The organism is Streptomyces sp. NBC_00670 (assembly GCF_036226765.1).
Classification (GTDB): domain Bacteria; phylum Actinomycetota; class Actinomycetes; order Streptomycetales; family Streptomycetaceae; genus Streptomyces.
The window spans coordinates 7,311,350-7,337,719 of sequence record NZ_CP109017.1; the positions used below are offsets into that span (position 1 = coordinate 7,311,350).

Genomic DNA, 26,370 nt, shown 5'->3' on the forward strand with positions numbered 1-26,370 from the left:
CCGCGCACGGTCACAGTGGACAGTGCACCGACGACGTGAGGAGAACACGATGCAGACGCGAACCCTGGGCAGCACCGGCCCCACCGTCTCCGCGCTGGGCCTGGGCGCGATGGGCATGTCGGGACCGTACGGCGAGACCGACCGCGCGGAGAGCGTCGCCACCGTGCACGCGGCACTGGACGCCGGCGTCACGCTCATCGACACCGGCGACTTCTACGGCATGGGCCACAACGAAATGCTGCTCGCGGAGGCACTGCGCGGCCGGGACCGGGACAGTTACCTGCTGAGTGTGAAGTTCGGCGAGCTGCGCAGCCCCGTGCCCGGGCCCGGCACGCAGGACTGCCGCCCCGAGGCGGTGAAGAACTTCCTCGCCCACTCCCTGACCAGGCTCGGCACCGACCACATCGACCTCTACCGCCCGGCCCGGCTGGACCCGAAGGTGCCGATCGAGGAGACGGTCGGCGCGATCAAGGAGGTGATCGACGCCGGATACGTGCGTCACCTCGGCCTCTCGGAGGTGGACGCGGCCACGATCCGCCGGGCGCACGCCGTGCATCCGGTCGCCGACCTGCAGATCGAGTACTCGCTGCTCTCCCGCGGGGTGGAGGCGGAGATCCTGCCCACGCTGCGGGAGCTCGGCATCGGCATGACGGCGTACGGCGTCCTCGGCCGGGGCCTCATCTCCGGCCACTGGAAGGCCGGCCACCGGGCCGGCCCGGGCGACTTCCGTGCCCACAGCCCGAGGTTCGCGGACGGGAACGTGGAGCACAACCTCGCACTGGTGGAGGCGGTGCGCGCGGTCGCCGAGGAGAAGGGGTGCACGGTCGCCCAGCTCGTCATCGCCTGGGTGGCCGCCCAGGGCGAGGACATCGTGCCGCTCGTCGGCGCGCGCACCCGCGAACGGCTGGCCGAGGCGCTGCCCGCGCTGGAGGTGGACCTGACCGCGGACGACCTCGCCGCGATCGAGCGGGCGGTCCCCCGGGGCGCGGCCCGCGGCGACCGCTACCCGTCCGCCTTCATGGCCGCCCTCGGCACGGGAAACTGAGGCAGGCGCGCGGCGGGCACGGGACGGGTGGGTGAGGGGCGCTCGGCGGGCGCGGGACGGGTGGGTGACGGGCGCGCCCCGCTCAGCGCACCGGGAACCCGAAGCTGTACCCCTGCTGCTTGAGCCACGGCAGCACCTCGCGCAGCGCCTCGACGGTCTCGGAGCGGTCGCCGCCCGCGTCGTGGAAGAGCACCGTCGGGCCGTTGGAGATCTCCTGCTTGACGGTGGCGACGATGGCGGCCGTACCGGGGTGCTCGAAGTCCTTGGTGTCGACGTTCCAGCCCAGCGGCCGCATCCCACGGGAGGCGGCCAGGTCGCGGCTGTACGGGGTGAACGCGCCGCCCGGCGCCCGGTAGTACTGCGGGCGCACGCCCCCGGACGCCTTGGTGATCATCTTCTCGGCGTCCAGGATCTGCTGCGACTGGTAGGCCTCGGACTTCTTGTCCATGGTGACGTCGTGCGACACCGTGTGGTCGCACAGCCGGTGCCCGTCCGCCAGGACCGCCTTCACCAGGTCCGGGTGGGCCTGGGCCTGGGTGCCGACCATGCAGAAGGTGGCCTTCACCCCGTTCTCCTTGAGCACCTTCAGCACCTGCGGCGTCCAGGTGGGGTCGGGACCGTCGTCGATGGTGATGTTGACGCCGCGGTCACCCTTGTCCGAGGCGTGGGCGATCTCCACCGACACCTTCTTCGGGGCGCGGTCGGCAGTGGCGGACGGGTGCGCCGTGACACCGTGTCCCTCGGCCGAGCCGGTCCCCGCGGTCCACAACGCGGTGGCCGTGACCGCCGCCGTCACCCCGACCGCCGCCGCGAGCACCCGGCCGTGCCAACCCCGTCCACCCTGCCTGCTCATGTCCGCCGCTCCGTTCGTGGTGTCCTCGTCGTTCCCGTTGCACCCCAGCAGACGGCAGAACGGGCCCGAGGGATCCCGCTGTTACCGATCAAGAACAATTCCGCGGGAAACCGGGGACAACGCCCACCGCACCGGCGGGCCGGGAGGACGTCAACGAAGCTCCGTCGGCGCCCACTTGACGCGCACGGACCGCACGGCCCCGGTGCGGGCCGTGTGTACACTCGGGGCTTCCCGGACGCCGGAGGACACATGAGCGCCGCACCGTTGAGCGGGACCGACTTCTCCCCGCTGTTGCGCACGGACTTCACCGACGACGCGGCGTGGCGGGCGCTGCTGGAGGAGATCGAGCAGAGCTGGCTCACGGTCATGGCGGACCGGGCCCACGAGGGCCTGTCCGTACCGGAGTTGCTCGCCCTGGTCCCGGACGGCAGCCGGTATCCGACGCTCGTCGTCGCCGACCGCGAGACGTTCGCCGCCGAGGAGCGCACGCTGCTCCTGATCGACGTCCAGGAGGAGCCGGGCCGCACGTTGCGCGTGGCCGTTCCCGACGCGTTCGCCTCCGTCCTCGGCAATCTGGCGATCCAGAACCAGAGCTTCGACGACTACCTCGAGTCCGGCTCCCTCGGCGAGGACGGTGTCTACCGCCTCTCCGACCGTCACCGCCAGGCCCTGGCCGAGTTGCGGGGCGCACAGGGTACGCAGGACGCGCAGGGCGTTCCGTCGTTCGCGCGGGTGCGGGGCAGGGTGCCCGGACCGGGGAATCAGCGCGGCTGACCGTCCCCGTCCCCGCCCACGTCGCCGGCTTCCAGGGTCTCCCGGACCAGGACCGGTGCCGTCCCGCCCAGCACGAGGTGCACGGACAGGCCGGGCAGGGTGGGCAGCGCCGCCCAGTGGGTGACGGGTTCCTCGCAGGGCGGGCCGCCGTACGGGAAGCGGACGACACCGTCGGAGTCGACGAAGCAGTCGTGGTACTCGGTGCCGTCCTCGGCGAAATGGCGCCGCTCGAAGTGCATCGGCAGCACGATCCAGTAGTCCTCGGGGCCGATCGGGCCGTCCTCGTCCTCCCCGGGCGGGTAGGTGCCGGTCACCGCCGCCGCCACAGGCGCCCCGTCGTCGGGGAACCCCTCCCGGGCGTCCACCCACTTCACCGTCGCGTCCATACGCTCCTCCGTTCCCCGCCGGGTCTCATGCCGTGCCACGCCGGGTCTCACGCCGTGCCCATGATCTCCCCGGCCCGGACCTCGTGCAGGAACGCCTCGGCCCGCTCGCGTGCGACGAGCCGGCCGGGGTCGCGGCCGCTGAGGATCCAGAAGAACGTCGGCCCCACCAGCAGGGCCGTGGCCTGTTCGAGGGGGAGCGCGCCGGGTCCCTTCCCCAGTACCCGCGTGACGACGGCGCGGGCGCTGTCGCCGAGGACGTCCTTGTGCGCGAGGAGCGCCGCGACGGCCGAGTCGCCCTGCGCCTCCCCGATGAGCGCCCGGTACGCCGCACCGGCCGGCGAGTGGGCGAGGAAGCGGGCCAGCGCCTCCAGATACGTCGTCAGATCCTCCACGGGGTCGTCCGTGGGCTCGACGGCCAGTTCCTCGGTGGCGTCGTTGACGCTGGCCTCGAAGAGGATCTCCGCCTTGGTGGACCACCACCGGTAGACGGTCTGGCGCGAGACCCGCGCCCGTTCGGCGATGCCCTTCATCGTCACGCCCGCATAGCCGACCTCCAGCAGCAGGTCGTCGACGGCGTGCAGCACGGCCATGCGCGCCTCCTCGCTGCGCGGCCGTCCGCCGGTGCCGGACTCCTTCGCGCCGGTTTTGTCCGCGCCCAGCCCGGCCCTGGCCCTCTTCGCTGCTTCCGTCACCCCGGAATTCTATACATGGACACGGTGTCTCGTATCTGTTAGCTTTCTGGACATGGTGCTCCGTAACTCGGATTCGGGGCGCCGTGCCCGTTGCGACCGCCCTGGAGAGGGCGAGAAGGAGGCCACACGCATGCGTGTGTTCATGACCGGAGCGAGCGGCTGGATCGGATCCGCCGTCGTCGACGACCTGCTGACCGCGGGCCACGAGGTCGTCGGCCTCGCCCGCTCGGAGAGGTCCGCGCGGTCACTGGAACGGAAGGGGGCGGGCGTCCTGCGCGGCGACCTGGACGACCTGGGCGCGCTGCGCCGGGGAGCGGCGGAGGCGGACGGCGTCATCCACCTGGCCAACAAACACGACTGGTCCGACCCCGCGGGGTCGGACCGCGCCGAGCGGGCCTCGGTGGACACCCTCGCCCGCGAACTCGCGGGCAGCGACCGCCCGTTCGTCGTCGCGTCGGTGCTCTCCGGCCTCTTCCGGGGCCGGCCCGTCCTGGAGACGGACGTCTCGCCCGCCGTGGGGCCCGGCTCGAACCGGGGCGGCAGCGAGAACCTCGCGCTGGACTACGTGCACCGGGGCGTGCGCACGGTCGTGGGCCGCTTCGCGCCGAGCGTGCACGGTGCGGGCGACTGGGGCTTCGTCAAGTTCCTGACGGACGCGGCCCGCAAGCAGGGCGTGTCCGGCTACATCGGCGACGGCTCCACGACCTGGTCGGCGGTGCACCGCTCGGACGCGGCCCGGCTGCTCCGGCTCGGCCTGGAGAAGGCTCCCGCCGGGACCCGGCTGCATGTGTGCGCCGAGGAGGCCGTCACCACCAGGGCGATCGCCGAGGCCATCGGGCGGTATCTCGGCGTCCCGGTCGTCCGGGTCGCCCCCGAGGACGCCGGCGCGCACTTCGGGTTCGTCGGCGGCTTCTTCGCGCAGACCATGACCGCGTCCAGCGAGCTCACCCGCGCGGCGCTGTCCTGGACCCCGACCGGACCGACCCTGGTCGAGGACATCGAGGCCGGTGCGTATGCCCTCGTCTGAGCCGGGAGGTCTCGTGTCCCCGCGGCCCCCGGCCCCCGGGGCGGCGCCGTCCGGCGCCGCCCCGGCGGGCGGGGCGCGGAACGTGCTGGCCTGCGTCTGCCTCTGCACCGTCCTCGTCGTCGGCTTCGTCGCGGCGGTCAACCTCGCGATACCCCCGCTGGCCGCCGGGAGCCTGCACCCCTCGTCGGCGCAGCTCCTGTGGATCGTCGACAGCTACGTCGTGCTCTTCGCGTGTCTCGTGATCCCGGCCGGCGCCCTCGGCGACCGGGTGGGACGCAAGGGGGTGCTGCTCGGCGGCCTGCTGGTGCTCGCCGCCGGGGCCGTCGTCTCGGCCGCCGCCGGCGGTGTGGGCGTGCTGCTCGTCGGCCGTGCCGTCACCGGCATCGGGGCCGCCTGCGTCCTGCCCAACGCGCTCGCCGTACTGCTGCACGCGACCGAGCCGGCCCGCCGCTCCCGCGCGATCGCCGTCTGGGCCGCCATGTCCGGTCTGGGCGGAATGATCGGCAACGTGGGCGGCGGCGCCGTCCTCGGCGCCGGGTCCTGGCGGCTGCTCTTCGCCGCCGTCGCGCCCCTCGCCCTGCTGTGCGCGCTGTGGGTGGCGGTGGCGGCGCCCCGCAGCCCGCGCGGCCGGCGCGACCTGGACCTGCGCGCCGCCGTCCTGCTGACCCTGGCCACCCTCGCCCTGCTGCTCGGCATCATCCAGGGGCCGGAACAGGGCTGGGGGAGCGCCGTGGTGCTCGGTGCCTTCGGGTGCTCCCTGGTCCTGTACGGCCTGTGGGCCGCCGGTGAACTGCGCGTGCGGCAACCCCTGCTGGACCCGCGGCTGTTCGCCGTGCCGGCCCTGCGCGCCGCCTGTCTGGGGATGCTGGTCGTCTTCTTCGGGATGTTCGGCTTCTTCTTCCTCAACGCCTCACTGATGCAGTACGGCCGCGGGTACTCCGTCCTGCGGACCGGGCTCGCCGTCCTGCCGATGACCGTGCCGCTGCTGGCCGGCACCCGGTACGTGCCCGCCCTCGTCGCCCGGTTCGGCGACCGGAGCGTGCTGGCTGCCTCGTTCACCGTCACCGGACTCGGCCTCCTCGGCCTCGCCGCCACCGTCGGCGCCGGTTACGCCGCCTACGCGGTCTGGCTCGTCGTCGTCGGCACCGGAGTCACCCTGGCGCTGCCGGCGCTCACCGCGGCGATCGCCGGCGCGCTGCCGCGCGAACAGGCCGGTGTCGCGGGCGGACTGCAGGCGACGACACGGGAGTTCGGCAGCGCGCTCGGCGTCGCCGTGATCGGCACGGTCCTCACCGGGCGCTTCGTCCACGAGCTGCCGGGCCGGGCGCCCGGCGCCTTCGCTCCCGGCCACACACCGAGCAGTGTCGCCGAGGCACTGGCGGTCGCGCCGGGGCGGCACCGGGCGATCGTCGCCGCCTACACCGCGAGCGCCCAGACGGCCTTGCAGGTGGCCGCCGTCGTGGTGCTCGCCGCGGGGACGCTGGTGGTCGCCGAGCTGAGCTGGGCGGCGCGGAGGGCCCGCCGAGCCGTCGGCTGAGGTGCGCCCGTCAGGCCTTGGCCAGCAGTGCGCGGATCTCGGCGGCCGAGGCCGGGCCCGCCCCGAAGGACAGGAAATCGGCCGAGGCGGGACCGGCCGCCAGGGAGCCGAGCGAGTCGCCGGGCGCCGCCGAGTACGGAGCCCCGTACGCGGGCGTGCCCGGGGCGAACAGCCTGCCGTGCTCCAGCGGTCCCGCGTCGACGGCGTCGTAGCCGAGGACGTCGAGCAGTTCCGTCGCGTGCCGCTTGGCCTCGGCGCTGTCGCCGGCGAGGGGGAGCGCGGTGCGGTCCGGCGCGCCCGCCGGCCTGCCGAGGACGGCGAGGTGCTGGTGGTGGATGTTGTTGAACGCCTTGACGACGTGTGCCGCTGCGCCGAGGTGACGCTGGAGCAGTTCGCCGCTGGTGAGCGAGCGGTCCGCCAGGGCCTCGATCCCGCCGTCGCGCTGCGGTGAGTAGTTGCCGGTGTCCAGGACGGTCTTCCCCGCCAGGGACGCGCGCGGCAGGGCTTCGTATGCCTTCACGGGGACGCTCACCACGACCCAGTCGCCCGCCGCCGCGGCCTCGGCGGGGGGCGCCGCCCGGGCCCGGGGGCCGAGTTCCGCGACCGGACCGGCGAGGGTGCCGGGGCCGCGCGAGTTGCTGAGGACGACGTCCAGTCCGCCCGCCACGGCGAGCCGCGCGAGCGTGCCGCCGATCCGTCCGCTGCCGATGAGTCCCAGGGTGGCCATGCCGGGCCAACCAGCCGTGCTCCACGGGTATTCCGCACGCGCCCGCCGCGGGCGGCCCGTGGTGCTCAGGCGCTCACGGTCTCCCGGACCGCCGCGGCGAACTCCTCCGTGAGCGGATGCGTGGGGTGGGCCGGGCGGGCCAGATAGACGGTGGCGGCGGGGGCGTCGCGGACGGGGACGAACCGGACCCCCGGGTGGCCGAAACTCTGCGCCGTGCCGGAGGTGCCGAGGCCGAACGCCCCACCGGTGGCGATGAGGTTGAGCCACTGGTCCACGTTGCCGACCTCGACCGTACGGGCCGGCCGCTGCCCCGGGGGCCACAGCTCGGGCGCGGCGGTGCCGGTGTCGGGACACAGGGCGAGCGGGAGGTCGGAGCCGGGGGCGGCGAGCCGGGCGGTGAGCTCGGCCATCAGTACCGTCTCCCGGTCGGCCAGCGGGTGGTCGTCGGGGAGGGCGGCGACGCGGTCCTCCGTGTAGAGGGCCTCGGTGTGGAACAGCGGGCCGGCGGGGCGGGTGCGCAGCACGGCCACATCGGTGTCGCCGGTGGCCAGCCCGGCGGTGCTGTTGTCCTGCCGGACCACGTCGAGCGGGACACGCGGGTGCGTACGGCGCCACGAGCGCAGCAGCGGCACGGTCTGCCGCCCCAGCACCGCGCAGGTGTAACCGAGCCGCAGCGGGCGCACCACCGTCCGGGTGTCGGCGAGCGCCGCGTCGAGCCGGGCGAGGATCGCCCGCCCGTGCCCGAGCAGGGTGGTCCCGGCGGAGGTGAGGGCGAGGTGCCGGCTGGAACGGTCGACGAGCCGCACGCCGACGCGGCTCTCCAGCTGGGCGAGGGTGCGGGACAGGGCGGGCTGAGTCATGTGCAGCCGGGCCGCCGCCGCGGTCACGGTGCCCGCCTCGGCCACGGCGTCCAGCGCACGGAGATGGCGAAGCTCCACGTCATCCATGCCTGCCAAGCATAGACCCTGCCCAAACGGCATTTCCGTACGCGGTACCGGCGTCCGTAGCGTCGCAGGCACCGGGGAGGAACCCCGGGACGCGACTGCGGATTCGACGGGCATGAGAACGGTGGAGCGAGCGTGAGGATTCTTCTGATCGGCGCGGGCGGCACGCTGGGCGGCGCGGTGCGCCGGGCACTGGCGGAGCGCGGGCACGAGGTGATCGGCGTCGGCCGGTCCGGCGGTGACCTGATCGCCGACGTGACCGACCCCGAGGCGGTGACCCGGCTGTACGCGCAGGCCGGCCCGCTGGACGCGGTGGCGGTCGCGGCGGGGGAGGGGGTGTTCCGGCCGCTGGGCGAACTCACCGCCGACGACGTCGTGACGACCTTCCGCGGGAAGGTGCTCGGCCAGCTGGACCTGGTCCGCCAGGGCGCCCGGCACGTGGCGCCGAACGGCTCCTTCACCCTGGTCAGCGGCATCCTCGGCGAGCAGCCGGTACCCGCGAGCGCGGCCGCCGCGGCGGCGAACGGCGCGGTGGAGGCCTTCGTCCGCGCCGCGGCGCTCGAACTGCCGCCGCAGCGGATCAACGCGGTCAGCCCGACCGTCGTCGAGGAGTCCCTGCCGCTCTACGGCCCCTTCTTCCCCGGCATCGAACCGGCCCCGGTCGCCCGTGTGGCGACGGCCTACGTCCGCTCGATAGAGGGGGCGCAGACCGGCCTGACGTACCGGGTCTGGTGACGGCCCCGCGGCTCCCCTAGCGGGGCGCGGACAGTACCGACAGCAGGGTGGTGACCGTTTCCGTCACTTCCGTCCGGGCCGGGCCCAGGTACTTCCTGGGGTCGGTCAGGGCGGGCGTGGCGGCCAGGGTGTCGCGCACCCCCCGGGTGAACGCCACGTTGAGGGCCGTGCCGATGTTGACCTTGGCCATGCCCGCCTCCACCGCCGCGCGGAGGTCCGCGTCGGGGACGCCCGAGGAACCGTGCAGTACCAGGGGAACCGGCACGGCCTCGCGCAGACGGGCTATGAGCCCGTGGTCCAGGGAGGCCGTGCGCTCCGTCATCGCGTGGCTGCTGCCGACGGCGACCGCGAGCGCGTCGACGCCGGTGCGTGCGACGTAGTCGGCGGCCTCGGCGGGGTCCGTGCGCACCCCGGCGGCGTGGGCGCTCGCGGGGGCGTCCGGTTTGCCGCCGACGTAGCCGAGTTCGGCCTCCAGCCACAGCCCCGCCCCGTGCGCCCACCGCGCGGCCTCGGCCGTGGCGGCGATGTTGCGGTCGTGGGGGAGCGCGCCCGCGTCGAACATCACCGAGGAGAAGCCGTTGTCCGCGGCCCGGCGCACCAGTTCCATGTCGGTGGCGTGGTCGAGGTGGAGCGCCAGCTCCACCTCGCTCGCCTCGGCGACGGCGGCGGTGGCACGCGCCAGTGGCGCGAGCCGGCCGCCGTGGTAGCGCACGGCGTTCTCGCTGATCTGGAGGATCACCGGACGTCCGGCGGCCTGTGCGCCGTCCGCGATCGCCTCGGCGTGCTCCAGCGTGATCACGTTGAAGGCGGCGACGCACCGCCGCGCGGCGGCGGCCCGGGCGACCAGTTCTCCGGTGGGGACCAGGGGCATGTTGGTGTTCCTCCGACGGCAGACGGGGTGGGCAGGGGGTGGGGGCGCCGGTCTAGCCGGTCACGCCCGTCGTCGCCCCGGGGGCCACGGTGCTCTCCTCGCGCTTCTCGTCGGTGTAGACCATGAGCGTCGAACCGGCGAGGGCGAGGACGATGCCGATCGTGCCCCAGATCGTGGGCAGGGTCTGATAGATGATCAGCGACAGCACGATCGTCAGGACCGGTGCCAGCGCGTTGGTGATGGGTGCCACCACGCTCGCCTTGCCGCGGCTGAGCGCCATGACGAGGAACAGCGCGCCCACCGCGTTGAGGACCTGGGTCCCCGCCGTGATCGCCGGGGCCTGCCACGGCGCCGACGGCAGGCTGCCCATCATCAGATAGGCCACCGGGACCAGCAGCAGACCGCTGATCGTCATCCAGCCGAACGTCGTGGCGTCGTTGACGCCCGCGAGCGCGGCCTTGCGCATGAAGAACGCCTGGGCGCCCCACGCCACGCAGATGATGACGGCGAGCACCATCCAGGAGCCGCTGTCGACGTCACCGCCGGCCCCGGCGGGAATGCTGAGCAGCACGATCGCGATCGTCGCGGCGATCACGCCGACCACGGCGAGCCGCGCTATCCGCTCCCGCAGCAGCGCCACGGCCATCAGGACGGTGATGACGGGGGAGAGCGAGACCACCGGGAAGATCAGATAGGCCGGGCCGTCCGCGAGGGCCTGGAAGAGCAGCAACTGCCCGCCGGCGCCCGTGAGTCCGGCCAGCAGGCCGTACACGGCGGCCACCGGACGGCGGTCGAAGCGCTCACGCCGCAGTGCGAAGCCCGCGGGGACGAGCATCGTGAAGGCCCAGATGATGTAGATCATCTCGTCCGGGTAGTCGTACCGTTCGACGGGCTGGCTGGAGGTCGCCCCCCAGACGCCCCAGAACAGCACCAGCAGTCCGGCGTAGACGATCCAGCTCCGGCTCTTGTCGGAGGTGCCGGTCGCACCGGCCAGGTCAGAAGACGTCATCTCTGTCCTCCGTGGGGTGAGCGCCCGCGCCGGTGCGCAGAGCGGTGAGTGCCGCGGTGTCCAGCGGGGTCCCGGCCCGCTTCGCCGCGTAGAGCGCGGCCCCGACCACCGGGGTGAACAGGGGCGTGCGCAGGTCGTACGTCCCGGCGCCGTCCCGCAGTCGCGCGGTGAAGGCGTCCCGGACGGCGGCGGAGCCGAAGACCCCGCCCGAGTAGGAGACGGGGACCGTCTCCTCGGCGGCGAAGCCCAGCCGGCGCCGTGCGGTGTCGACGAGCGCGGCCAGTTCCCGGCCCGCGTCGGCGAGGATGCCGGCGGCGGCCTCGTCGCCGAGGTCGGCGGCCTTGGCGACGCTGCGGCTCAGGCCGGCGATGTCGCTGCGCCGCCCGTGCCAGCGGTTGAGGACCACGTCGATGACCTCGAGGTCGTCGGTGAGTTCCAGGTGGGTGCGGAGCACGTCGGCGAGGGGGCCCTCCGGCAGCCGGCCGTCGCTCATCCTGGTGAAGGCGTTGAGCCCCTGGACGGCGATCCAGTAGGCGGAGCCCTCGTCGCTGAACATCTCGCTCCAGCCGCCGACCCGCACCCCGGCGCCGTTCCGCTCGCCGTAGACCATGGAGCCGGTGCCGCTGATGACGTTGATGCCGTCGACGGCGCCCAGGGAGCCCGCCCACCCGCAGATCATGTCGTTGTCGCAGGCATAGCGGTCGCTGCCCAGGACCTTCCCGGGGGCGGCGTCCAGCGCGGGCAGGTCGCGGGGCGCCTCGCCGTAGCCGGGCAGGCCGAGGAAGGCGTAGTCGATGCCGTCCGTCGTGATGCCGGCCTCGGCGCAGACCGAGGCGATGCCCTTCTCCAGCACCCGGACGACATGCTCGACGCCGCCCGTGCCGTTCTCCGCGAAGTAGTAGGCGCCGTCGCCGAGGGCCTCGGCCCGGACGGTCCCGGCGCCGTCGACGAGGCAGAAGGCGGTCTTCGTGCCTCCACCATCCACACCCAGAAACATCGTCGTTCCTCCTATCGGCTCGGTGTGCACGTCGTCGTCACGCGCGGTCGCTGCCGCGCTCCGGAAGCGGGTGCAGGGTCACGCCCTGCACCACCCGGTTCACCTCGCCGGAGGGGAACGGGTTGTCGGGGCGGATCCCGCGGGCGAGGGAGGAGCGCAGCGCGATGAGCTGCGCGCACACCACGGCGGGCAGGGCCAGCGCCGCGTCCTCGACCGCCCCGGCGCCGGGAACGAGCCAGGAGCCGTCCTCGGGCAGCCCGTCCGGGCGGCCCGCGACCGCGATCACCGTGCCCTCGGGGAGCCCGGCCCGCAGTTCGCTCAGGATGTCCAGGTCGTAGGAGCGGGTGTAGGGGTCGTTCGAGACGTAGACGAGCACCGCCGTACGGTCGTCGAGGACCGCCTTCGGGCCGTGCCGGAAGCCCAGCGCCGACTCCGAGGAGGCGACGACGGCGCCGCCGGTCAGCTCGAGCAGCTTCAGCGCGGACTCCTCCGCCAGCCCCTTCAGGGAACCGCTGCCGAGGTAGACCAGCCGCTCGGGGCGGCGGGCGACCAGGGCGTCGATGCCGTCGTCCAGCCCGCCGGTGGTGAGGTGCTCCGCGGCCTTCGCGAGCGTCTCGACCTCCTCCTCGCCGGTCACGGCGCCGAAGGCGAGCAGGCACGCCAGCACCATGGAGGTGAAGCTCGACGTCATGGCGAAGCCGCGGTCGTTGGACGCGGCCGGCATCTGCAACACGTGGGAGCCGGGGTCCGCGGCGTGCTCGCGGGCGAGCCGGCCCTCGCTGTTGCAGGTGATGACCAGATGGCCGACCCGGGTGAGGCACCGGCCGGCGAGTTCGGCCGCCGCGACGCTCTCGGGGCTGTCCCCGGAGCGGGCGAAGGACACCAGCAGGGTGGGCACGTCCTCGCCGAAGGCGCCCCAGGGGTCGGAGACGATGTCGGTGGTGGCCACGGCGTCGACGCGGCGGCCGGTGCGACGGGCCAGCACCCCGCGGACCAGCTGTCCCGCGAACGCCGACGTGCCGGCCCCCGTCAGCACGATCCGCAGGTCCTCACGGGCGAGGAAGGGCGCCAGGAAGGCGTCCAGCGACTGCCGGCCGTCCGTCAGGATCCGGCCGACCTCGCGCCACATCCGCGGCTGCTGCCCGATCTCGGCCACCGTGTGCTCGGCGCCGTCCTGGCGGGAGGGGAGGGTGTCGGTCGTGGTGGTCACGCGTACTCCTTGTCGTGGCGTGTGGTGGTGCGGCAGGCGCGGTCGTAGTCCCGCAGGACGTCACGGACGCGGTCGACGGCCAGGGCCCGCGGGCTCGCCTGAAGCAGGCCGGCCCGCACGCGCCGGTACTGCTCGGGCAGCCGGGCGCTCAGCAGGGGAAAAGGGATGCCGGTGGCGGAGAGGTTGTCGAAGAGGGCCGTCACGGCCTCCTCTATCGCGGGGTCGGGCCAGTAGTAGCGGACCCGGTCGCTGTAGCTGTAGCGCCGGGCGAGCCGCCGCTCCCGGTCGTCGCCCTCGTAGTACCCCTCCCACCAGGACGGTTCGGCGCGCATCCGACGCTCGACGACCTCCGGGAGGCCGGAGCGGCGCGCGGTGTCGACCAGTTCCTCCTCGATGCCGGCCAGCGCGTAGAGCGCCTCGCGCAGCGCGAAGGTCAGGCCGGGGCCGACCTTGAGCACCGCCCAGTGGTCCTCGACCAGCGCGGCCAGCGCCTCGGGGGTCTGGTAGTCGGTGGAGTGGGCCTCGAAGACCATGCCGGGCTCGGCGTCCAGCACCGAGCGCAGCTCCTCGGTGCGCTCCCGGGCGTAGTCGACGACCTTCAGATGGTCGAACTCGACGCCCGGCTGGACGACCAGCGCCATGACCCGGGGCCAGACCCCGCTCACCCCGTGCTCCGCGAAGGCCTCGTGGTGACGCTTGAGCGTCAGCCGGGCCGCGTCCGCCGTGGTGGGACGGACCCCGTCCAGCGTCTCGTGTGCGCCGCCCGGCACCGGAACCTCAGTGCCGATGACGTACCGGAGCGCGGCGGTCCGCTCCGCCCCTGTCTCCCGTGCCGTCGCCTCCGCGACGGCGACCAGGCGGGCGGCCCGGTCGGCGACCACGTCGTCGCTCAGCGGCGCGGGGTCACCGGCGCAGGAGAAGCTGCAGTCCAGGTGGATCTTGGTGAAGCCGGCCCGGACGTACGCGGCGACCAGCTGCTCCGCCTCCCGCATGGCCTCCTCCGGCGGCAGCGCGCGCCACCGGTTGGGGCCCAGATGGTCGCCGCCGAGGACGACACGGTCGGTGGGCAGGCCCAGCCGCTCGGCGATGCCGAGCACCAGGGAACGGAAGTCGTCCGGCCGCATGCCGGTGTAACCGCCGTACTGGTCCACCTGGTTGGAGGTGGCCTCCACCAGGACCTCGCCCCCGGACTCCAGCGCCTGGAGCACCGCCGCCTCGATCACGAGCGGATGGGCGGAGCAGACCGACGTGATCCCCCGTGCGTCACCACCTTTCTGGTGCCGCACCAGTTCGTCCAAGGCACTGCTCATGATTCACCCCACGGTCGCACAAGTCGGGCGGGACCGGCGAATCCCGCCGAATCGCCCCCGGAGAAGCCAACTGGAACGATACTGGCCTGAAAACTGGCCGTCAATGGTCTGCCTCTGGTATTTATCTGGTATGGCAACTCACTGGTACGGTACTGGTATGGCCGCCTCGGACTCCGCCCTCCCGCAGGGACTCCTCAGCAACGACGCCCTCCCGCTGTACGCCCAGGTCGCCGCGCGCCTCCTCGACGACATCTCCGGCGACGGCGCCCGGCCCGGCGACCGCCTCCCCTCGGAGCGCGCGCTGGCCGGCCGCTACGGCGTCTCCCGCGTCACGATGCGCGCGGCGCTCAACGAACTGGCCTCGCGCGACGTCATCGCCTCCGCACCGGCCCGCGGCTGGTTCCTCGCCGAGGGCATCACCCGCGTCCTGTCCGCACCGCGCCGCCCTGCGGGCGCCACGGGCCCCGCCGGGGGCCGCACGGTGCAGGGCTTCGCCGACTACGCCGAACAGCACGGCTTCCGCATCCGTGCGGAGGTCCTGGAGTCGGAGGTGCGCCCGGCCACCGTCCGGGAGGCCGAGCGGCTGCGCATCGGCCCCGGCGCCGACCTCTTCGAGATGCGCCGCGTCCGCTACCTGGACGACCGTGTCGTCGTACTGGAGCACAACCGGCTGCCCCTCGAACTGTGCCCGCTGCTCGCCGAGACGGACTTCTCCAAGGACTCCCTCTTCGCCACCCTGCGCCGCGCGGACCCGCCCCAACTGCCGCGCGTCGCCGACTACTCGGTGGAGGCGCGGCAGCCCACGGACGTGGAGCGCGAGCTGCTGGAGATCACGGACGCCACGCCGGTCCTGGTGGCGACGCAGCTCGCCTTCAACCAGTACTCCCAGCCCCTGGAGCTCACGGCGGCCATATACCGGGGCGACCGGTACCACTTCCGCGCGTCCATCACCGGCTGACGCGGGCGGCCCGGCAGACGGCGGCCCGCCCCGCCCGGTGTCCGCCGCCCGCCCCGCCGTCCGCTCACGCGCGGCGGACGGCGTTCGGTGTCGCGCCGTAGCGTGTGCGGAAGGTCCTGATGAAGTGGCTGCTGTCGGTGAAGTGCCACCGCGCCGCCAGCTCCGACACGGTGAGCGACGTGGACAGCAGCTCCGCCCTGGCCCGGTCCAGCCGCCGCTCGCGCACATGTCCCATGACCGAGGTGGCCTCCTGGGCGAACGCGCGGTGCAGCGTACGGACGGACACGTGCAGCGCGGCCGCGATCGCCCCGGGATCCAGGTCCGGGTCGGTGAGCCGGCGCTCAACGTACTCCGTCGCGGCCCGCACCAGGGCCGGCGAGAACGGGGGGTCGTCCACGACCCGGTCGCTCAGCACCCCGTGGAACAGTTCGACGGCGGCGTCGCGGGCCGCCCCCGAAGCGGCGGGGCCGAGCCCGTCGGCCACGTCGGCCCAGGCGCGCAGGTGGGCGAAGAGCAGCCGTACGGCGGGGGCGCGGTGCTCGGCCGTCACCACGTTCCTGCGGGCGGGGAAGCGGATGTCCCGCGCGGGCAGGCCGAGCGCGACCGCCCGCGTGCCCCGCGCCACCGTGAAGTCCCACGGCTCGTCGTTCCGGCGGACGCACAGCAGCCCGGCACCCGCCGCGGACGTCCGCCCCGCCGAGGTGAACCGCCACTCGCCGCGCACCGTCAGATGCGCCATGATCCGGTCCTCGTGGTGGCCGTGCAGCCCGCCGGTGCTGCCCGCGACCGCGTCGCTGTACTGGTCCTCGAGGCGGAGGTCACCCAGGTTCCGCAGCCGGATGCGGACCCGGTACGCGCCCTCGCTCCGCCGGGGCAGCGTCAGGGGAGGGGGCGGTACCAGCTCTCCCGCCTGCCGCCGCCACCGCTCCCGCAGCACATGGTCGCGGCCGCTGTCGGCGTAGGGGACGGCGAGGTCGATCGTGAAGCCGCCCGAGGCGTCGTCGCTCGGCCACGGCGCCGGGCCGCCCTCGTCACGCATGGGTCGTCCCGCCTCTTCTTCACTGTTCGTACTCAATGGACAACACCGTTGGCTGCAGGGGTAGTTGGTTCCCCCTCTTCCGTACGGTCACGACGGCACGAGGATGCCGTTTCCTGGCACGGACGTGCAATGCGGCGCGTGCCGGACGGACAAGACTCCTGTCGTTCGCCACAGATCCCTGGGGGAGTGCATCCCGTGTCCGCATCAGTTGACCCCGTCATCTCCGACGTCCCCGTCGTCTCCGTCTTCGAAGGGCTCGTCCACGCCGGGCCGCCCACCGCCGCACCCGTCCTGTTCGAGACGGCGTACGTCCTGGGCGGCAGCGTCGCGGGCCTGCTCGCCGCACGCGTGCTCGCCGACCACGCCCGCCACGTGGTCGTCGTCGAACGCGACGAGGTCACCACGGACGGCACGCCGCGCCGGGGAGTCCCGCAGGACCAGCAGGTGCACACCCTGCTGCCCGCCGGCCTGCGGTGGATCGAACGCTGGCTGCCGGGCTTCTCGCAGGACGTGCGGGAACGAGGAGCCACCCTCACCGGGATCGACAGGGCCCGCACCGTCCTCGACGGGCACCCCCAGGCACCCAGCGGCGCCAACCTGACGGTGCTGGGCATCGGCCGGCCCCTCCTGGAGTCCCGCATCCGGGCCGCGGTCCTGGCCCTGCCCAACGTCTCCGCCCGGCACGCCCGCGCCACGGGGCTGCGCCACCGCGACGGCGCCGTCGACGGCGTCCGCCTCGTCGAGGACGGCACCGAGCGGGTGGCGGACGCGGACTTCGTCGTGGACGCGACGGGCCGCGCGAGCCGGCTCCCGGACTGGGTACGGCAGGACGGCTACGACGAGCCGCCGCTCGAACGCCTGCCCGCCCCCATCAACTACGCGACCGCCCACTTCGCACGCCGCACGAGGACCGCCGACCTGGACGTCGCCCTCGCGCTGAGCATCCACTCGCCCGGGTACGACGCGGGCGGCGTCTCCGTCGCCGCGGTGAACGCCATCGAGGACGACCAGTGGATCGTCATGCTGATGGGATACGGCGAGGACCGGCCAGGCAGGACACTCGACGCGTTCCGCGCCGCGTGCGCCGAACTGCCGCCCCTGTTCGCCGAGGCCGTGAGCGGTGCCGTCACCCGCGACATCGTCACCTACCACCAGGCGGAGAGCAGACGGCGCACCTTCACCGGACCGGGCCGCTTCCCCGCCCGCCTGGTCGCCGTGGGCGACGCCGTCGCCTCCTTCAACCCGGTGCACGGACAGGGACTGAGTTCCGCCACCCTGCACGCCTCCTGCCTGTCCGCGTATCTGACGGGCAAGCCCGACCTCGCGGCGGCGGCCGCGGAGTTCTTCGCGCTCCAGCGGATCGTGGTCGACGCGGCCTGGGCGGTCTCCGCCGGTGGCGACGCCGCCCGCCACGACGCGCTCACCGGCGCCGAGGTGCCCGAGGAGGTCCGCCGACAGCGCTGGGCGATGGGCCAGTTGACGGCCGCGACACTCCACGACGGCGATCTCGCCCGGGCCTTCAACGACGTCTCGTTCATGCTGCGCCACCCCGCCACCCTGGCCGACCCCGCCCTGCTGGAGCGCGCCGCCGCCGTCAACGAGGCGGCACGGGACTGACTCGGTTGCGTAACTCCCGTATCCGTACGGGAACTTGAGCGGCACCTGAGGCGTCTGTGGTCTCGGACGCCTCACGGGTGCCTCGTCCCCGGGCCGGGCTCCGCCGTACCTCTCGCACCTGCTCACCCGCCCCGGAGGCCCCTCCCGATGCCGATCAACGAACTGAGCGGCGCGACCCAGTACGTCATGGACCTCCTGGGTATCTTCGCCTTCGCCCTGTCGGGCGCGTTCATCGCCGTACGACGGGACTTCGACGTCTTCGGCACGGTCATCCTGAGCGAGGCCGCCGGACTGGGCGGCGGCCTCTTCCGCGACCTCGTCCTCCAGGTGCCGCCGGCCGCCTTCACCGACCTCGGCTACTACTTCACCCCCGTCGTGGCCGCCGCCGTCGTCTACTTCGGCCACCGGCTCTACGACGACCTCCTGGTGAGCAAGAGCGTCATCTTCGACGTGTCCGACGCCGGGGCCCTCGGACTGTTCAGCGTCACCGGCACCATCAAGGCCCTCGTCCATGGCTTCAACCTCCCCGCCGCCGTCACCCTCGGTGCCGCGAGCGCCGTCGGCGGCGGCGTACTGGCCAGCGTCCTCGCCATGGAGGTGCCGTCCCTGCTGCGCTGGGACCGCGACCTGTACGCACTGCCCGCCCTCGTCGGAGCGGGCTCGACCGCCGTCCTCCACCTCGCGGGACTGCTCGACGTCGGTACGGCCGTCGGCGCGTCGGTGTTCGCGATCTCCCTGCGGCTGCTCGCCCTGCGCTACGGCTGGCGCAGCCCGCGCTCGCACTTCTGGCGCAACCCCTTCTCCGGGATGCGGCACCAGGAGGCCGTGGAGCACGTAGGGCCGGGGGCACCCGTGTCGCCCGACGCGGACACCGTGCGGCTGAACCCCCACGAGGCGCACACGGTGCGGATCCAGATGCGGGACCTCGCCCGCGGCGCCGGCCGGTCCGTGCCGGACCCGCGGCTCGGCTGGCGCGGGCCCGCGCTCCCGCACCCCGGACACGAGGACGAAGCGGGCAACGAGCCCCGCCGGCGCTGACGGGAGCGCGCCGCCCGGGCCGCCTCCGCCGTGCGTCAGGAGGCGCCGAGATACGTGGTGGCGTGGATCTCGTGGAGATGGATGAGGACGTCGTGCGCCTCACCGAGCGCCATCTCGTACTGGTAGGTGTCGGGCCAGCCCGCGCCGATGTTGTAGGTGGTGTGCCGCTGGTCCAGCCAGGCCCGCACGGCGGGCGGGGCGGTGCGCGTGTCGAGGATGTAGTCGCGCCGGCGGGCCCGGTCCAGGGTGTACTCGTTCGAACCCGGCCGCGCGCCGCCGACCGTGCGGGTCCGCACCACGCCGTCGTCCGTGCCGAACGCCTTGAAGCTGCCCTCGTAGAAGGTGAAGCCGATGCTGACGTAGTCCGTGCCCAGCGCGTCACGCAGGAACGCGCCCTCGGTCTTGGGGTAGCGCGGGTCGAACGAGTCGTAGGACACGTGCGTGTTGTGCGCCGACAGCAGGATCCGGTCGCCGGTGTGCCGGTGCCACCACAGCGTGTTCTCGGCCATCGTCCGGTCGCGGTACTTCATCATCCGCACGACCTGGGCGTCGTCGTTCGTGTCGAAGGAGAAGACCTGGGCCATCTGATGCACGGCCCGGGCGTTCTGCACCGCCCACAGGCGGGCGCGGGCGTCCGCGCCGCGCCCCGGGCGCTGCTTCGCCAGCAGGTCGAGCACCTTCCCGGTGCGCTCGGCCCGGTCCTCGCGCTCGGCCAGGGACAGTTCGAGGTACTGCTTGCCGTACGTCGCGGCGTCGGTCGTGGGCCTCAGGCCTGAGTAGAGGGACGTGACCCGGTCCAGCAGTTCCGGGTGCGCGTCGGCCACGTAGTCGGTGATCCGGTCGTACAGCTCAGGACCGGCGTAGCCCATGTCGTCGCCCACGAAGTGCACCGGGTCGTGCGGGTGGTGGACGTTGTAGGCCCTGATCCACTCGATGAGGTCGCGGTAGTCCTGGTTGTTCCACAGGTCGTACGAGCCCTGGAACTCGTCGTGCGCGATGTCCTCCAGGTTGCCCTTGCCGTGCACCACGTAGTCGTCGAGGCGCAGCCCGCTGCTCCAGGGCAGTTCCAGGGCGAAGGCGCGGAAGCCCTTCTCCTGGACGAGGTGGCGCAGCACCCGGTGCTTCATGCGGAAGAAGTCGGCGGAGCCGTGGGTGGCCTCGCCGAGCCCCACCACCTGGGCGTTCCCGATCATGGGGTTCAGTGCGCGCAGGTCCCGCAGACCGCTCTCGGGGTCGGTGGTGCGCAGGGTGTGGGCGCTGTCGTCGATGCCCCGCACCACCCGGTCGGCGGCGCGGCCGGAGCTGTCCGCCGCCGAGACCTGCGCCGGGGAGTGGGTCGCCGTGTCCGCCAGGGCCGGTGTGGCCGGGGCGAGGGTGGCGAGCGTGAGGAGTGCCGAGGGGATGAGGATGGCCGTGCGTCGTGTCATGGCCTCAGACTCCCGCGCGCGCCCCCGCGCCCACCAACCCATGCGCTGCCCACCTCGTGGTACAGCGGGCACCACCAGGAGCGGGGGGAACGCCGCAGCTTCGGCGTTCCCCCACACGTCCTGTGCGGCGGGCGGTGCAAAGCAGCCTGGCGGCTCAGGCGGTGCGGCGGGCCGCCCAGGCCGTGCGCGTGGTGCGCACCCCGAGATCCTTCCGGCGCGGCAGGGACCGCGGCCCGTCCGGGTCGAGCAGTTCGTCGAGCGCGGCCAGGTCCCGCGGCGACAGTTCGGGGGCGACACCGTCGCGGATCCGGCGCAGACTGCCCAGCGCGTAGCGGGCGACCGCGTCGTCGCCGGACGGGATGTCCGTGCCCGGTTTCAGGTCGACGGCGAGGGTGCGTTCGTCCTCCACGGTGAACCCGGCGCCCGTCAGCAGGGTCGCCCAGTCGGCGTCGCGGTGGGGCAGGTGTGCGGCGTGGTGGCGGTCGAGCACGGCATGGCAGCGGTCCTCCAGGCCCGGGGCCGCCTCGGGGGCGTCGGCGGGCAGAAACCGGGGGAAGCCGGCCAGTTCGACGGCCGCCAGCAGCCCGCCCGGGGCCAGCAGACCGTGCACCCGGCGCAGCGCGCGCTCCGGATCGGCCATGTGGTGCAGGGAGGCCGACGCCCACACCAGGTCGGGAGTGCCCAGGTCGGGCCACTCGGCGGCGTCGAGGTCCGCCGTCACGGCGCGCACCCGGTCGGCGACGCCCGCCGCGGCCGCCTTCTCCCGCAACCGGTGCAGATGGGCGGCCGAGGAGTCGACGGCCGTCACCTCCGCCTGCGGGAAGCGCCTGAGCAGGGCGAAGGTGCCGGCGCCGGTGCCGCAGCCGAGATCGACGATGCGGCGGGGGCCGCTCCCGACGGGCAGCCAGTCGATGAGGGAGGCGAGGTGGTCGGCGAGCACCTCCGCGTCCAGGTCGAGCAGCTCCGACTGGTCGTCGGAGTCGTGCGTGTGCTCGTGCGTGTGCTCGTGCTCCTGGTGGGCGGCGTGGTGGTGTGTCGCGTGCGGGGAAGGGGGGTTCATACGGCCACGCTAAGCGGCCCGGCCGCGTACGGCCCGGCCGTTCCCCGCCTGGGCAAGGAAGAGGCGGACCGTGCTGCCGCACGCGCAAGAAGCGGGCGCCGAGGAGTGGTCAGGACGACGGGCGCGCGGGCCGGCCGGTGTCCTCGCCGCGCTGGTGGCCGCGGCGGGCATCGCGGTCGAAGATGCCCAGGATCTCGCACGGTCCGCCCTCCGCCCCGATCGCGTGCGGCAGCATCGTGGGGAACTCCGCCGCCTGGTTGGTCTCGATCCGCAGCCGCCGGTTGCCCAGCAGCAGGGTCGCGGTGCCGGACAGCACGACGAGCCATTCGTGGCCCGGGTGGGCCCGCATCCGGGAGGGGTTGCCGGGCGGCGGGTTGGTCATGCGCTGCCGTACGACGGTCACGCCGGGCTGCGCCTTGAGCGGCCAGCTCTGCTGCCCGCGGGCCGCGTCGATCGCCGGGTGGGAGACGACGTCGTCGGCGGCGGTCTCGACCAGCTGGTCGAGGGAGGTGTCCAGCGCGCGGGCGAGGGTGACGAGCTGGTCCAGGGCCAGCCGCCGCCGTCCGGTCTCGATCCGGCTGAGCGTGGACTGGCTGAGCCTGGCCCGGGCGGCCAGTTCCTCCAGGGACCACCCCTGCGCCATCCGCAGGGCACGGATGCGCTTGCGCACCAGACTGTCCAGATCGCCGTCAGTGTCTTGCGTCATGAGCAGCATCGTATGCCGCACCGGCAACGCCTGCGCGCCCGCCGCTCCCGGAGCGCCCGGTCCGCGAGCGGCGTGGCGGCGCGGCAGTCGGTCCTACTTGCTCTGCAACTTCCCCAGTGGGTCGCGCCCCTCCTCCAGAGCGGCGGCCGCCGCCTGCCAGCCGGTGTCGCCCGGAACGAGGGCGTCGCGCAGGAAGGCCGTCGTGAGCCGTTGGATCAGCGCGACACGCGCGGGGCTCTCGTCCGTTGTCGACGTCACCTCCTGGCCGTAGATGCCGCCGAGCGAGTGCTCCGCCCCGGACAGCGTGAGCAGACTCTTCGGGGCCGGGCTGTAGAAGTAGGGGTCGGTGAACCAGTCCGGACCGCGGGTCGAGAGGAGGGACTGGTCGTTGTCCCCGGCGACGATGAGGGCCGGCGCGGTCATCCCGTCGAACGAGGGCTTCATGAAGGAGAAGTTCTCGGCGGCGAACGGCGTCAGGCTGTCCCCGAGGCCGGTCAGCGCGAGCAGGACGCCAGCCGTGACCCGGCTGTCGGTCATGTCCTCGCCGGGCACGCCCTCGTCGTCCAGCACGCGCGCACCCAGCAGGGTGCTCACCGACTGTGCGCCCCAGGAGTGGCCGGCCACGGCGATCCTGCCGTGGTCGAGCCGCCCGGCGAGGCCCGGCACCGCGGCTTCCAGCAGGGGGAGGTGGTCCAGCACACGGACCAGATCCTCGATGCGGTGACGCCAGATGCGCGGTGTGCGGGGGTCCTCGGGGGGAAGGGCGAGCGTCCGGGAATCGAGGTGGGTGGGCTGGACGACCGCGAAACCGGAGGCGGCCCAGTAGTCCACCAGCGGACCGTACTCGTTCATCGATCCGCCGAAGCCGTGCGAGAAGACGACGATCGGCAAGTCACCGCCGCTCGCGGGGGCGGAGACGCGGACCTGGAGGTCGTCGCCGCGTCCCGGGGCGGGCAGGAGGACCGGGCGCAGGGAGATCACCGGGGTGGGCGGGGGAGCGGTCTCCCGCAGGTCGGCCGTGTTCGGCATGGGTCGAGCCTTCCGTTCGGTATGTGTGGTGGTGAGAGGCGTCCCCAGGGAGCGCCGGGGCGCGCGGATGGACGCCACGCCGTGGAGCTGCCAGGATGGACAGAAGCGGAACGTTGCTCCGCTCACGATACGGAACATTGCTCCGCTTCGCAATGTTCCCGGGAACGGCCACGTGCGGAAAAGGAGCACCACGGTGAACGACGGCGCCACACGGGTGGCCGGGGGCAGACGCAAGGACGCCCGGCGCAATGAGCAGACGCTGCTGGACGCGGCCGCCGAGGTCTTCGTGGCCTCGGGAGTGGACGCGCCCGTGCGCGACATCGCGGCCCGGGCCGGCGTCGGCATGGGCACGCTCTACCGGCACTTCCCCACCCGGGCCGACCTCGTCATCGCCGTCTACCGGCACCAGGTCGACGCCTGTGTCGAGGCCGGACCCGCCCTGCTGGCCTCCGCTCCGACACCGCACGCCGCCCTCGCACGCTGGGTGGACCTCTTCGTCGACTTCCTGGTGACCAAGCACGGCCTCGCCGCCGCACTGCGCACCGACAGCACCCGCTTCGAGACCCTGCACACCTACTTCCTCGACCGGCTGCTGCCGGTGTGCGCGGACCTCCTCGACGCGGCCGTGGCCGCCGGCGAGATCCGCCCGGGCCTCGACGCGCCGCAGTTCCTGCACGGCATCGGCAACCTCTGCATCGGCGCCGAGCGCGACCCCGACTACGACGCGCGCCGGCTCGTCGCCCTCCTCGTCGCGGGCCTGCGGGAACAGGGCTGAGGGCAGGGGGCGTCGGGACGGAGAGGGAAGGGGCGGGGGATGACGTGGACGGAGCGCACGGTCGTCCGGGACGGCGTACGGCTGGTCTGCCGGGACTGGGGCGGCAGCGGGCCGCCGGTGGTGCTGCTGCACGGGCTGGCCGGCCACGCCGGCGAATGGGACGCCCTGGCCGCGCGGCTGAGCGCCACGCACCGGGTCGTCGCGGTGGACCAGCGCGGGCACGGCGCGAGCGAACGGCTCCCGCCGGACGTCTCCCGTTCCGCGTACGTCGCGGATGTCGTCGCCGTGGCGGACCGGTTGGGCCTGGAGTCACCCGTCCTGGTAGGTCAGTCGCTCGGCGGGCACACGGCCGTCCTCACCGCCGCGCGGCACCCCGCGCTGGTCCGCGCGCTCGTCCTCGTCGAGGCCGGGGCGGGCGAGCCGAACCCGGACGCCCCGGCCCGCATCGGGGCGTGGCTGGACTCGTGGCCGGTGCCCTTCCGCTCGCGCGACACCGCGGTCCGGTTCTTCGGCGGCGGGCCCGTCGGCGAGGGCTGGGCGGACGGCCTGGAGGAGCGCGACGGCCTGCTGTGGCCGCGCTTCGACCGGGACGTCATGGTCGGCTCACTGGCGGAGCCGGCCCGGCGCTCCTTCGCCCACGAGTGGCGAGAGGTCGCCTGCCCCACCCTGCTCGTCCTGGCCCGGTCCAGCCTCCTCCCGCCCGCGGAGATCGGTGAACTGCTGCGGCAGCGCCCCGACATGACGTCCGTCAGCGTCCCCGGCACCGGACACGACCTGCAGCTGGAACGGCCCGGCGTCCTGCACGAGCTGATCTCGCGGTTCCTCGCCGACGGGCGCCGCCCGCCCGGCGCCCGGGACTGACCGCGCGTCAGGTCTGCTGCGACGGCGCGTACACCTCCGCGTCGACACCGAACGTCCAGGCCACCCCCTCCTTCGCCGTGCGGGTCCTCGGGGGCACGCGGAGCCAGTAGGTGCGGTGCGTGCCGTCCGGCTCGGGGGTGGAGTTGAGTACCTCCACCATCACCAGCGGTTCGTCACCGACGAGGTCGATGCGCCACAGGGTGCCGGTCTCGTCGCGGTGCAGGGGTTTGGCGTCGGAGTCCTTGAGGTAGCGGTCGTAGCCGTAGTACTCCAGCATCACGCGCCGCAGTTCGGCGTTCTCCTCCTTGTGGATCCGGACCGGCGTCAGCGTCGCCAGTTCGGTGAGGAAGTCGGCCGGGACCGGCATGCCGCGCCAGGCGTGCAGGGCGAAGCCGTCCGGGTAGGCCAGGGCGGGGCCCTCCCCGTTGTCCAGCCGCCCGGCCTCGTCCTGGTGCAACGCCACGGGCCGCTCCGACATGACGGCGACCCGGGCGTACGGCCACCACCAGCCGGCGCTGCGGCACACCTCGGTCAGCGCCTCGAACGGACCGCCGGCCGGGGCGAACGCGGCGAGCCACGGCGCGTCGTGCTGCCCGAGCACCGCCTCCAGGAGCAGCAGCCGCACCGCGGTCGCCTCCTTGCCCGTCGTCCCGCCGGCCAGATCCTCCAGCACCCCGGTCCTGATCCGGTCCACCAGGGCCTGCGTGGACTCCCACAGCCGGCCGCCCGTCGCCGCCCAGTGCTCCGACCAGCCGCCGGCGCCCAACTCGGCGTGCAGTCGGGCGCGTTCGGCGGCCCAGGGGGCGTCGCGGACCACGTCCCGGACACAGGCGCCCCGGTCGGTCAGCTCCCGTATCAAGGACACGGCCGCGCGCGGGGACCCGGCCCACACGATCCGCTCGGGCTCGGGGAGCCCGGCCGCCCGGTAGGCCGCCCGGACGCCCGCCTCGGCCGCCGCACGGTCGGCGGGGACGATGGCCCGCGCCCACGTACGCCACGTGCCCAGCCCGTCGACGGAGCCGTCGTCCGTCGACGTGGTGTCCACTGAGTCGCCGTGCGCCGAAGTGGTGTCCGCCGAGTCGCCGCGCGCCGAAGTGGGCTTCACGGAACCGTCGTTCGTCGCAACGCCGTCCGCCGGCTCCGTTCCGGCGGTGTCCGCCGCGCCGTTGCCGTCCGCCCCGCTGTCCCCGCCCGCACCGCTCATGCCCGCCCCGCTCATGTCCGTTCCGTTCCCGCTCATGTTCGTGTCCCTCATGTCTTCCGGCCTCGCGCCGGCGTCCACACCCACGCCTGCGCCCACACCCGCGTCCGTCCGGTCCCTGCCGGCGCCGCGGACCCGCTCAGTCCGCCACGATGCGCACGGACCCGGGCACGTACTCCCGCTGCCTGATGACCCGGAACCAACCCTCCGGCAGCGTGATCACCGCATGCTCCTCGTGCACCACCCGGCCGCCCCGGGGCAGGTGCAGCAGCATCGGCCCGAACGGGCCCGGCTCACGTATCAACTCGCCCGGCCCGACGACCGCGTGGGCGTGCCCCGTCACCTCGCCGAGCGCCAGCACGAGCCGGCCCCGCGCGTCCCGCCGCTCCCTCGGCGCGTGCGCCACATGAGCCGGGACCGCTTCCTCCGCGACGGGCACGATCAGTACGTCTCCCTGCCGGTACATGGCTCTCCCCTCCGGCCGGGTGCACCGTGCACCGGCCTCATGAACGACACCGTAGGACCCACCACTGACAACGCCC

General features: G+C 73.7%; 27 protein-coding genes. 10 read left to right on the forward strand and 17 right to left on the reverse strand.

The genetic code is table 11. The features are described 5' to 3' along the window. Positions 1-49 precede the first annotated feature (49 nt). The gene (locus OIE12_RS32125) at positions 50-1,045 is read left to right on the forward strand and encodes an aldo/keto reductase (protein WP_329141466.1); all 996 of its coding nucleotides are present in this window, start codon (positions 50-52) and stop codon (positions 1,043-1,045) included. A gap of 82 nt (positions 1,046-1,127) precedes the next feature. Here the strand turns inward: OIE12_RS32125 and OIE12_RS32130 are convergent, their stop codons facing one another. Beyond that, a complete protein-coding gene (locus OIE12_RS32130; RefSeq protein WP_329141467.1) occupies positions 1,128-1,898 on the reverse strand; it encodes a polysaccharide deacetylase family protein in 771 nt (256 codons plus the stop codon). A gap of 249 nt (positions 1,899-2,147) precedes the next feature. On the opposite strand from OIE12_RS32130, the gene OIE12_RS32135 reads away from it, so the two are divergent. Next, complete coding sequence (locus OIE12_RS32135) at positions 2,148-2,672, forward strand: DUF6924 domain-containing protein (RefSeq protein ID WP_329141468.1); 525 nt, start codon at positions 2,148-2,150, stop codon at positions 2,670-2,672. Here OIE12_RS32135 and OIE12_RS32140 read toward each other — a convergent pair. Both OIE12_RS32140 and OIE12_RS32145 read right to left on the reverse strand, forming a co-directional pair. Continuing rightward, positions 2,660-3,058 (reverse strand): AQJ64_40280 family protein, encoded by a 399-nt coding sequence (locus tag OIE12_RS32140; protein ID WP_329141469.1) that lies wholly within the window; start codon positions 3,056-3,058, stop codon positions 2,660-2,662. The two genes, OIE12_RS32135 and OIE12_RS32140, sit on opposite strands and share 13 nt — an antisense overlap. Before the next feature lie 47 nt (positions 3,059-3,105). Beyond that, entirely contained in the window at positions 3,106-3,750 is a 645-nt protein-coding gene (locus tag OIE12_RS32145) for a TetR/AcrR family transcriptional regulator (RefSeq protein ID WP_443053987.1), read from the reverse strand. 130 nt (positions 3,751-3,880) lie between these two features. On the opposite strand from OIE12_RS32145, the gene OIE12_RS32150 reads away from it, so the two are divergent. Together OIE12_RS32150 and OIE12_RS32155 are read left to right on the forward strand one after the other, a co-directional pair. Beyond that, the gene (locus OIE12_RS32150; RefSeq protein ID WP_329141470.1) at positions 3,881-4,777 is read left to right on the forward strand and encodes an SDR family oxidoreductase; all 897 of its coding nucleotides are present in this window, start codon (positions 3,881-3,883) and stop codon (positions 4,775-4,777) included. A 13-nt stretch (positions 4,778-4,790) separates the two neighbouring features. Continuing rightward, positions 4,791-6,314, forward strand: coding sequence for an MFS transporter (locus OIE12_RS32155; protein WP_329141471.1), 1,524 nt, complete (start codon positions 4,791-4,793; stop codon positions 6,312-6,314). 10 nt (positions 6,315-6,324) lie between these two features. On the opposite strand, the gene OIE12_RS32160 is transcribed toward OIE12_RS32155, so the two are convergent. Together OIE12_RS32160 and OIE12_RS32165 are read right to left on the reverse strand one after the other, a co-directional pair. Next, a complete protein-coding gene (locus OIE12_RS32160) occupies positions 6,325-7,041 on the reverse strand; it encodes an NADPH-dependent F420 reductase (protein WP_329141472.1) in 717 nt (238 codons plus the stop codon). Between the two features lie 65 nt (positions 7,042-7,106). Then, positions 7,107-7,988 (reverse strand): LysR family transcriptional regulator, encoded by an 882-nt coding sequence (locus OIE12_RS32165; RefSeq protein WP_329141473.1) that lies wholly within the window; start codon positions 7,986-7,988, stop codon positions 7,107-7,109. 132 nt (positions 7,989-8,120) lie between these two features. Here OIE12_RS32165 and OIE12_RS32170 point away from each other — a divergent pair, with 132 nt between their 5' ends. Next, positions 8,121-8,720, forward strand: coding sequence for a short chain dehydrogenase (locus OIE12_RS32170; protein ID WP_329141474.1), 600 nt, complete (start codon positions 8,121-8,123; stop codon positions 8,718-8,720). 16 nt (positions 8,721-8,736) lie between these two features. On the opposite strand, the gene OIE12_RS32175 is transcribed toward OIE12_RS32170, so the two are convergent. Genes OIE12_RS32175 through OIE12_RS32195 form a run of 5 tightly spaced genes read right to left on the reverse strand, consistent with a single transcriptional unit; the run spans position 8,737 to position 14,117 of the window. Beyond that, positions 8,737-9,591, reverse strand: a complete 855-nt coding sequence (locus OIE12_RS32175) for a class II fructose-bisphosphate aldolase (RefSeq protein WP_329141475.1) — start codon at positions 9,589-9,591, stop codon at positions 8,737-8,739. A 52-nt stretch (positions 9,592-9,643) separates the two neighbouring features. Next, entirely contained in the window at positions 9,644-10,600 is a 957-nt protein-coding gene (locus OIE12_RS32180; protein WP_329141476.1) for a DMT family transporter, read from the reverse strand. Further along, complete coding sequence (locus tag OIE12_RS32185) at positions 10,587-11,585, reverse strand: N-acetylglucosamine kinase (RefSeq protein WP_329141477.1); 999 nt, start codon at positions 11,583-11,585, stop codon at positions 10,587-10,589. The genes OIE12_RS32180 and OIE12_RS32185 overlap by 14 nt, the downstream gene beginning before the upstream one ends. Positions 11,586-11,634: 49 nt before the next feature. Further along, entirely contained in the window at positions 11,635-12,807 is a 1,173-nt protein-coding gene (locus OIE12_RS32190) for an SIS domain-containing protein (RefSeq protein WP_329141478.1), read from the reverse strand. Continuing rightward, the gene (locus OIE12_RS32195) at positions 12,804-14,117 is read right to left on the reverse strand and encodes a D-tagatose-bisphosphate aldolase, class II, non-catalytic subunit (RefSeq protein WP_329141479.1); all 1,314 of its coding nucleotides are present in this window, start codon (positions 14,115-14,117) and stop codon (positions 12,804-12,806) included. The genes OIE12_RS32190 and OIE12_RS32195 overlap by 4 nt, the downstream gene beginning before the upstream one ends. 157 nt (positions 14,118-14,274) lie before the next feature. Here OIE12_RS32195 and OIE12_RS32200 point away from each other — a divergent pair, with 157 nt between their 5' ends. Continuing rightward, positions 14,275-15,075, forward strand: a complete 801-nt coding sequence (locus OIE12_RS32200; protein ID WP_329141480.1) for a GntR family transcriptional regulator — start codon at positions 14,275-14,277, stop codon at positions 15,073-15,075. A 64-nt stretch (positions 15,076-15,139) separates the two neighbouring features. On the opposite strand, the gene OIE12_RS32205 is transcribed toward OIE12_RS32200, so the two are convergent. Next, positions 15,140-16,114 carry a helix-turn-helix transcriptional regulator gene (locus tag OIE12_RS32205; RefSeq protein WP_329141481.1) on the reverse strand — a complete coding sequence of 325 codons (975 nt, stop codon included), beginning with the start codon at positions 16,112-16,114 and terminating at the stop codon, positions 15,140-15,142. Between the two features lie 195 nt (positions 16,115-16,309). Between OIE12_RS32205 and OIE12_RS32210 the strand changes: the two genes are divergently transcribed. After that, the gene (locus OIE12_RS32210; RefSeq protein ID WP_329141482.1) at positions 16,310-17,731 is read left to right on the forward strand and encodes an FAD-dependent oxidoreductase; all 1,422 of its coding nucleotides are present in this window, start codon (positions 16,310-16,312) and stop codon (positions 17,729-17,731) included. 147 nt (positions 17,732-17,878) lie between these two features. Beyond that, a complete protein-coding gene (locus tag OIE12_RS32215) occupies positions 17,879-18,769 on the forward strand; it encodes a trimeric intracellular cation channel family protein (protein ID WP_329141483.1) in 891 nt (296 codons plus the stop codon). A gap of 35 nt (positions 18,770-18,804) precedes the next feature. Here the strand turns inward: OIE12_RS32215 and OIE12_RS32220 are convergent, their stop codons facing one another. The 4 genes from OIE12_RS32220 to OIE12_RS32235 all read right to left on the reverse strand — a co-directional run bounded on the left by OIE12_RS32220 (position 18,805) and on the right by OIE12_RS32235 (position 22,991). Then, positions 18,805-20,196 (reverse strand): erythromycin esterase family protein, encoded by a 1,392-nt coding sequence (locus OIE12_RS32220; RefSeq protein WP_329141484.1) that lies wholly within the window; start codon positions 20,194-20,196, stop codon positions 18,805-18,807. 154 nt (positions 20,197-20,350) lie between these two features. Further along, positions 20,351-21,256 (reverse strand): class I SAM-dependent methyltransferase, encoded by a 906-nt coding sequence (locus tag OIE12_RS32225; RefSeq protein WP_329141485.1) that lies wholly within the window; start codon positions 21,254-21,256, stop codon positions 20,351-20,353. Positions 21,257-21,365: 109 nt separating this feature from the next. Next, the gene (locus OIE12_RS32230) at positions 21,366-21,962 is read right to left on the reverse strand and encodes a helix-turn-helix domain-containing protein (RefSeq protein WP_329141486.1); all 597 of its coding nucleotides are present in this window, start codon (positions 21,960-21,962) and stop codon (positions 21,366-21,368) included. Between the two features lie 93 nt (positions 21,963-22,055). Beyond that, entirely contained in the window at positions 22,056-22,991 is a 936-nt protein-coding gene (locus OIE12_RS32235; protein ID WP_329141487.1) for an alpha/beta hydrolase family protein, read from the reverse strand. Between the two features lie 193 nt (positions 22,992-23,184). On the opposite strand from OIE12_RS32235, the gene OIE12_RS32240 reads away from it, so the two are divergent. Together OIE12_RS32240 and OIE12_RS32245 are read left to right on the forward strand one after the other, a co-directional pair. Further along, entirely contained in the window at positions 23,185-23,766 is a 582-nt protein-coding gene (locus OIE12_RS32240) for a TetR/AcrR family transcriptional regulator (RefSeq protein WP_329141488.1), read from the forward strand. 39 nt (positions 23,767-23,805) lie between these two features. Beyond that, positions 23,806-24,627 carry an alpha/beta fold hydrolase gene (locus OIE12_RS32245; protein WP_329141489.1) on the forward strand — a complete coding sequence of 274 codons (822 nt, stop codon included), beginning with the start codon at positions 23,806-23,808 and terminating at the stop codon, positions 24,625-24,627. 7 nt (positions 24,628-24,634) lie between these two features. Here OIE12_RS32245 and OIE12_RS32250 read toward each other — a convergent pair whose 3' ends face one another. Further along, positions 24,635-25,867, reverse strand: a complete 1,233-nt coding sequence (locus OIE12_RS32250) for a DUF6745 domain-containing protein (RefSeq protein ID WP_329141490.1) — start codon at positions 25,865-25,867, stop codon at positions 24,635-24,637. Between the two features lie 100 nt (positions 25,868-25,967). After that, on the reverse strand, positions 25,968-26,294 hold the full coding sequence (locus OIE12_RS32255; RefSeq protein ID WP_006140196.1) for a hypothetical protein: 327 nt from the start codon (positions 26,292-26,294) through the stop codon (positions 25,968-25,970). Positions 26,295-26,370 lie beyond the last annotated feature (76 nt).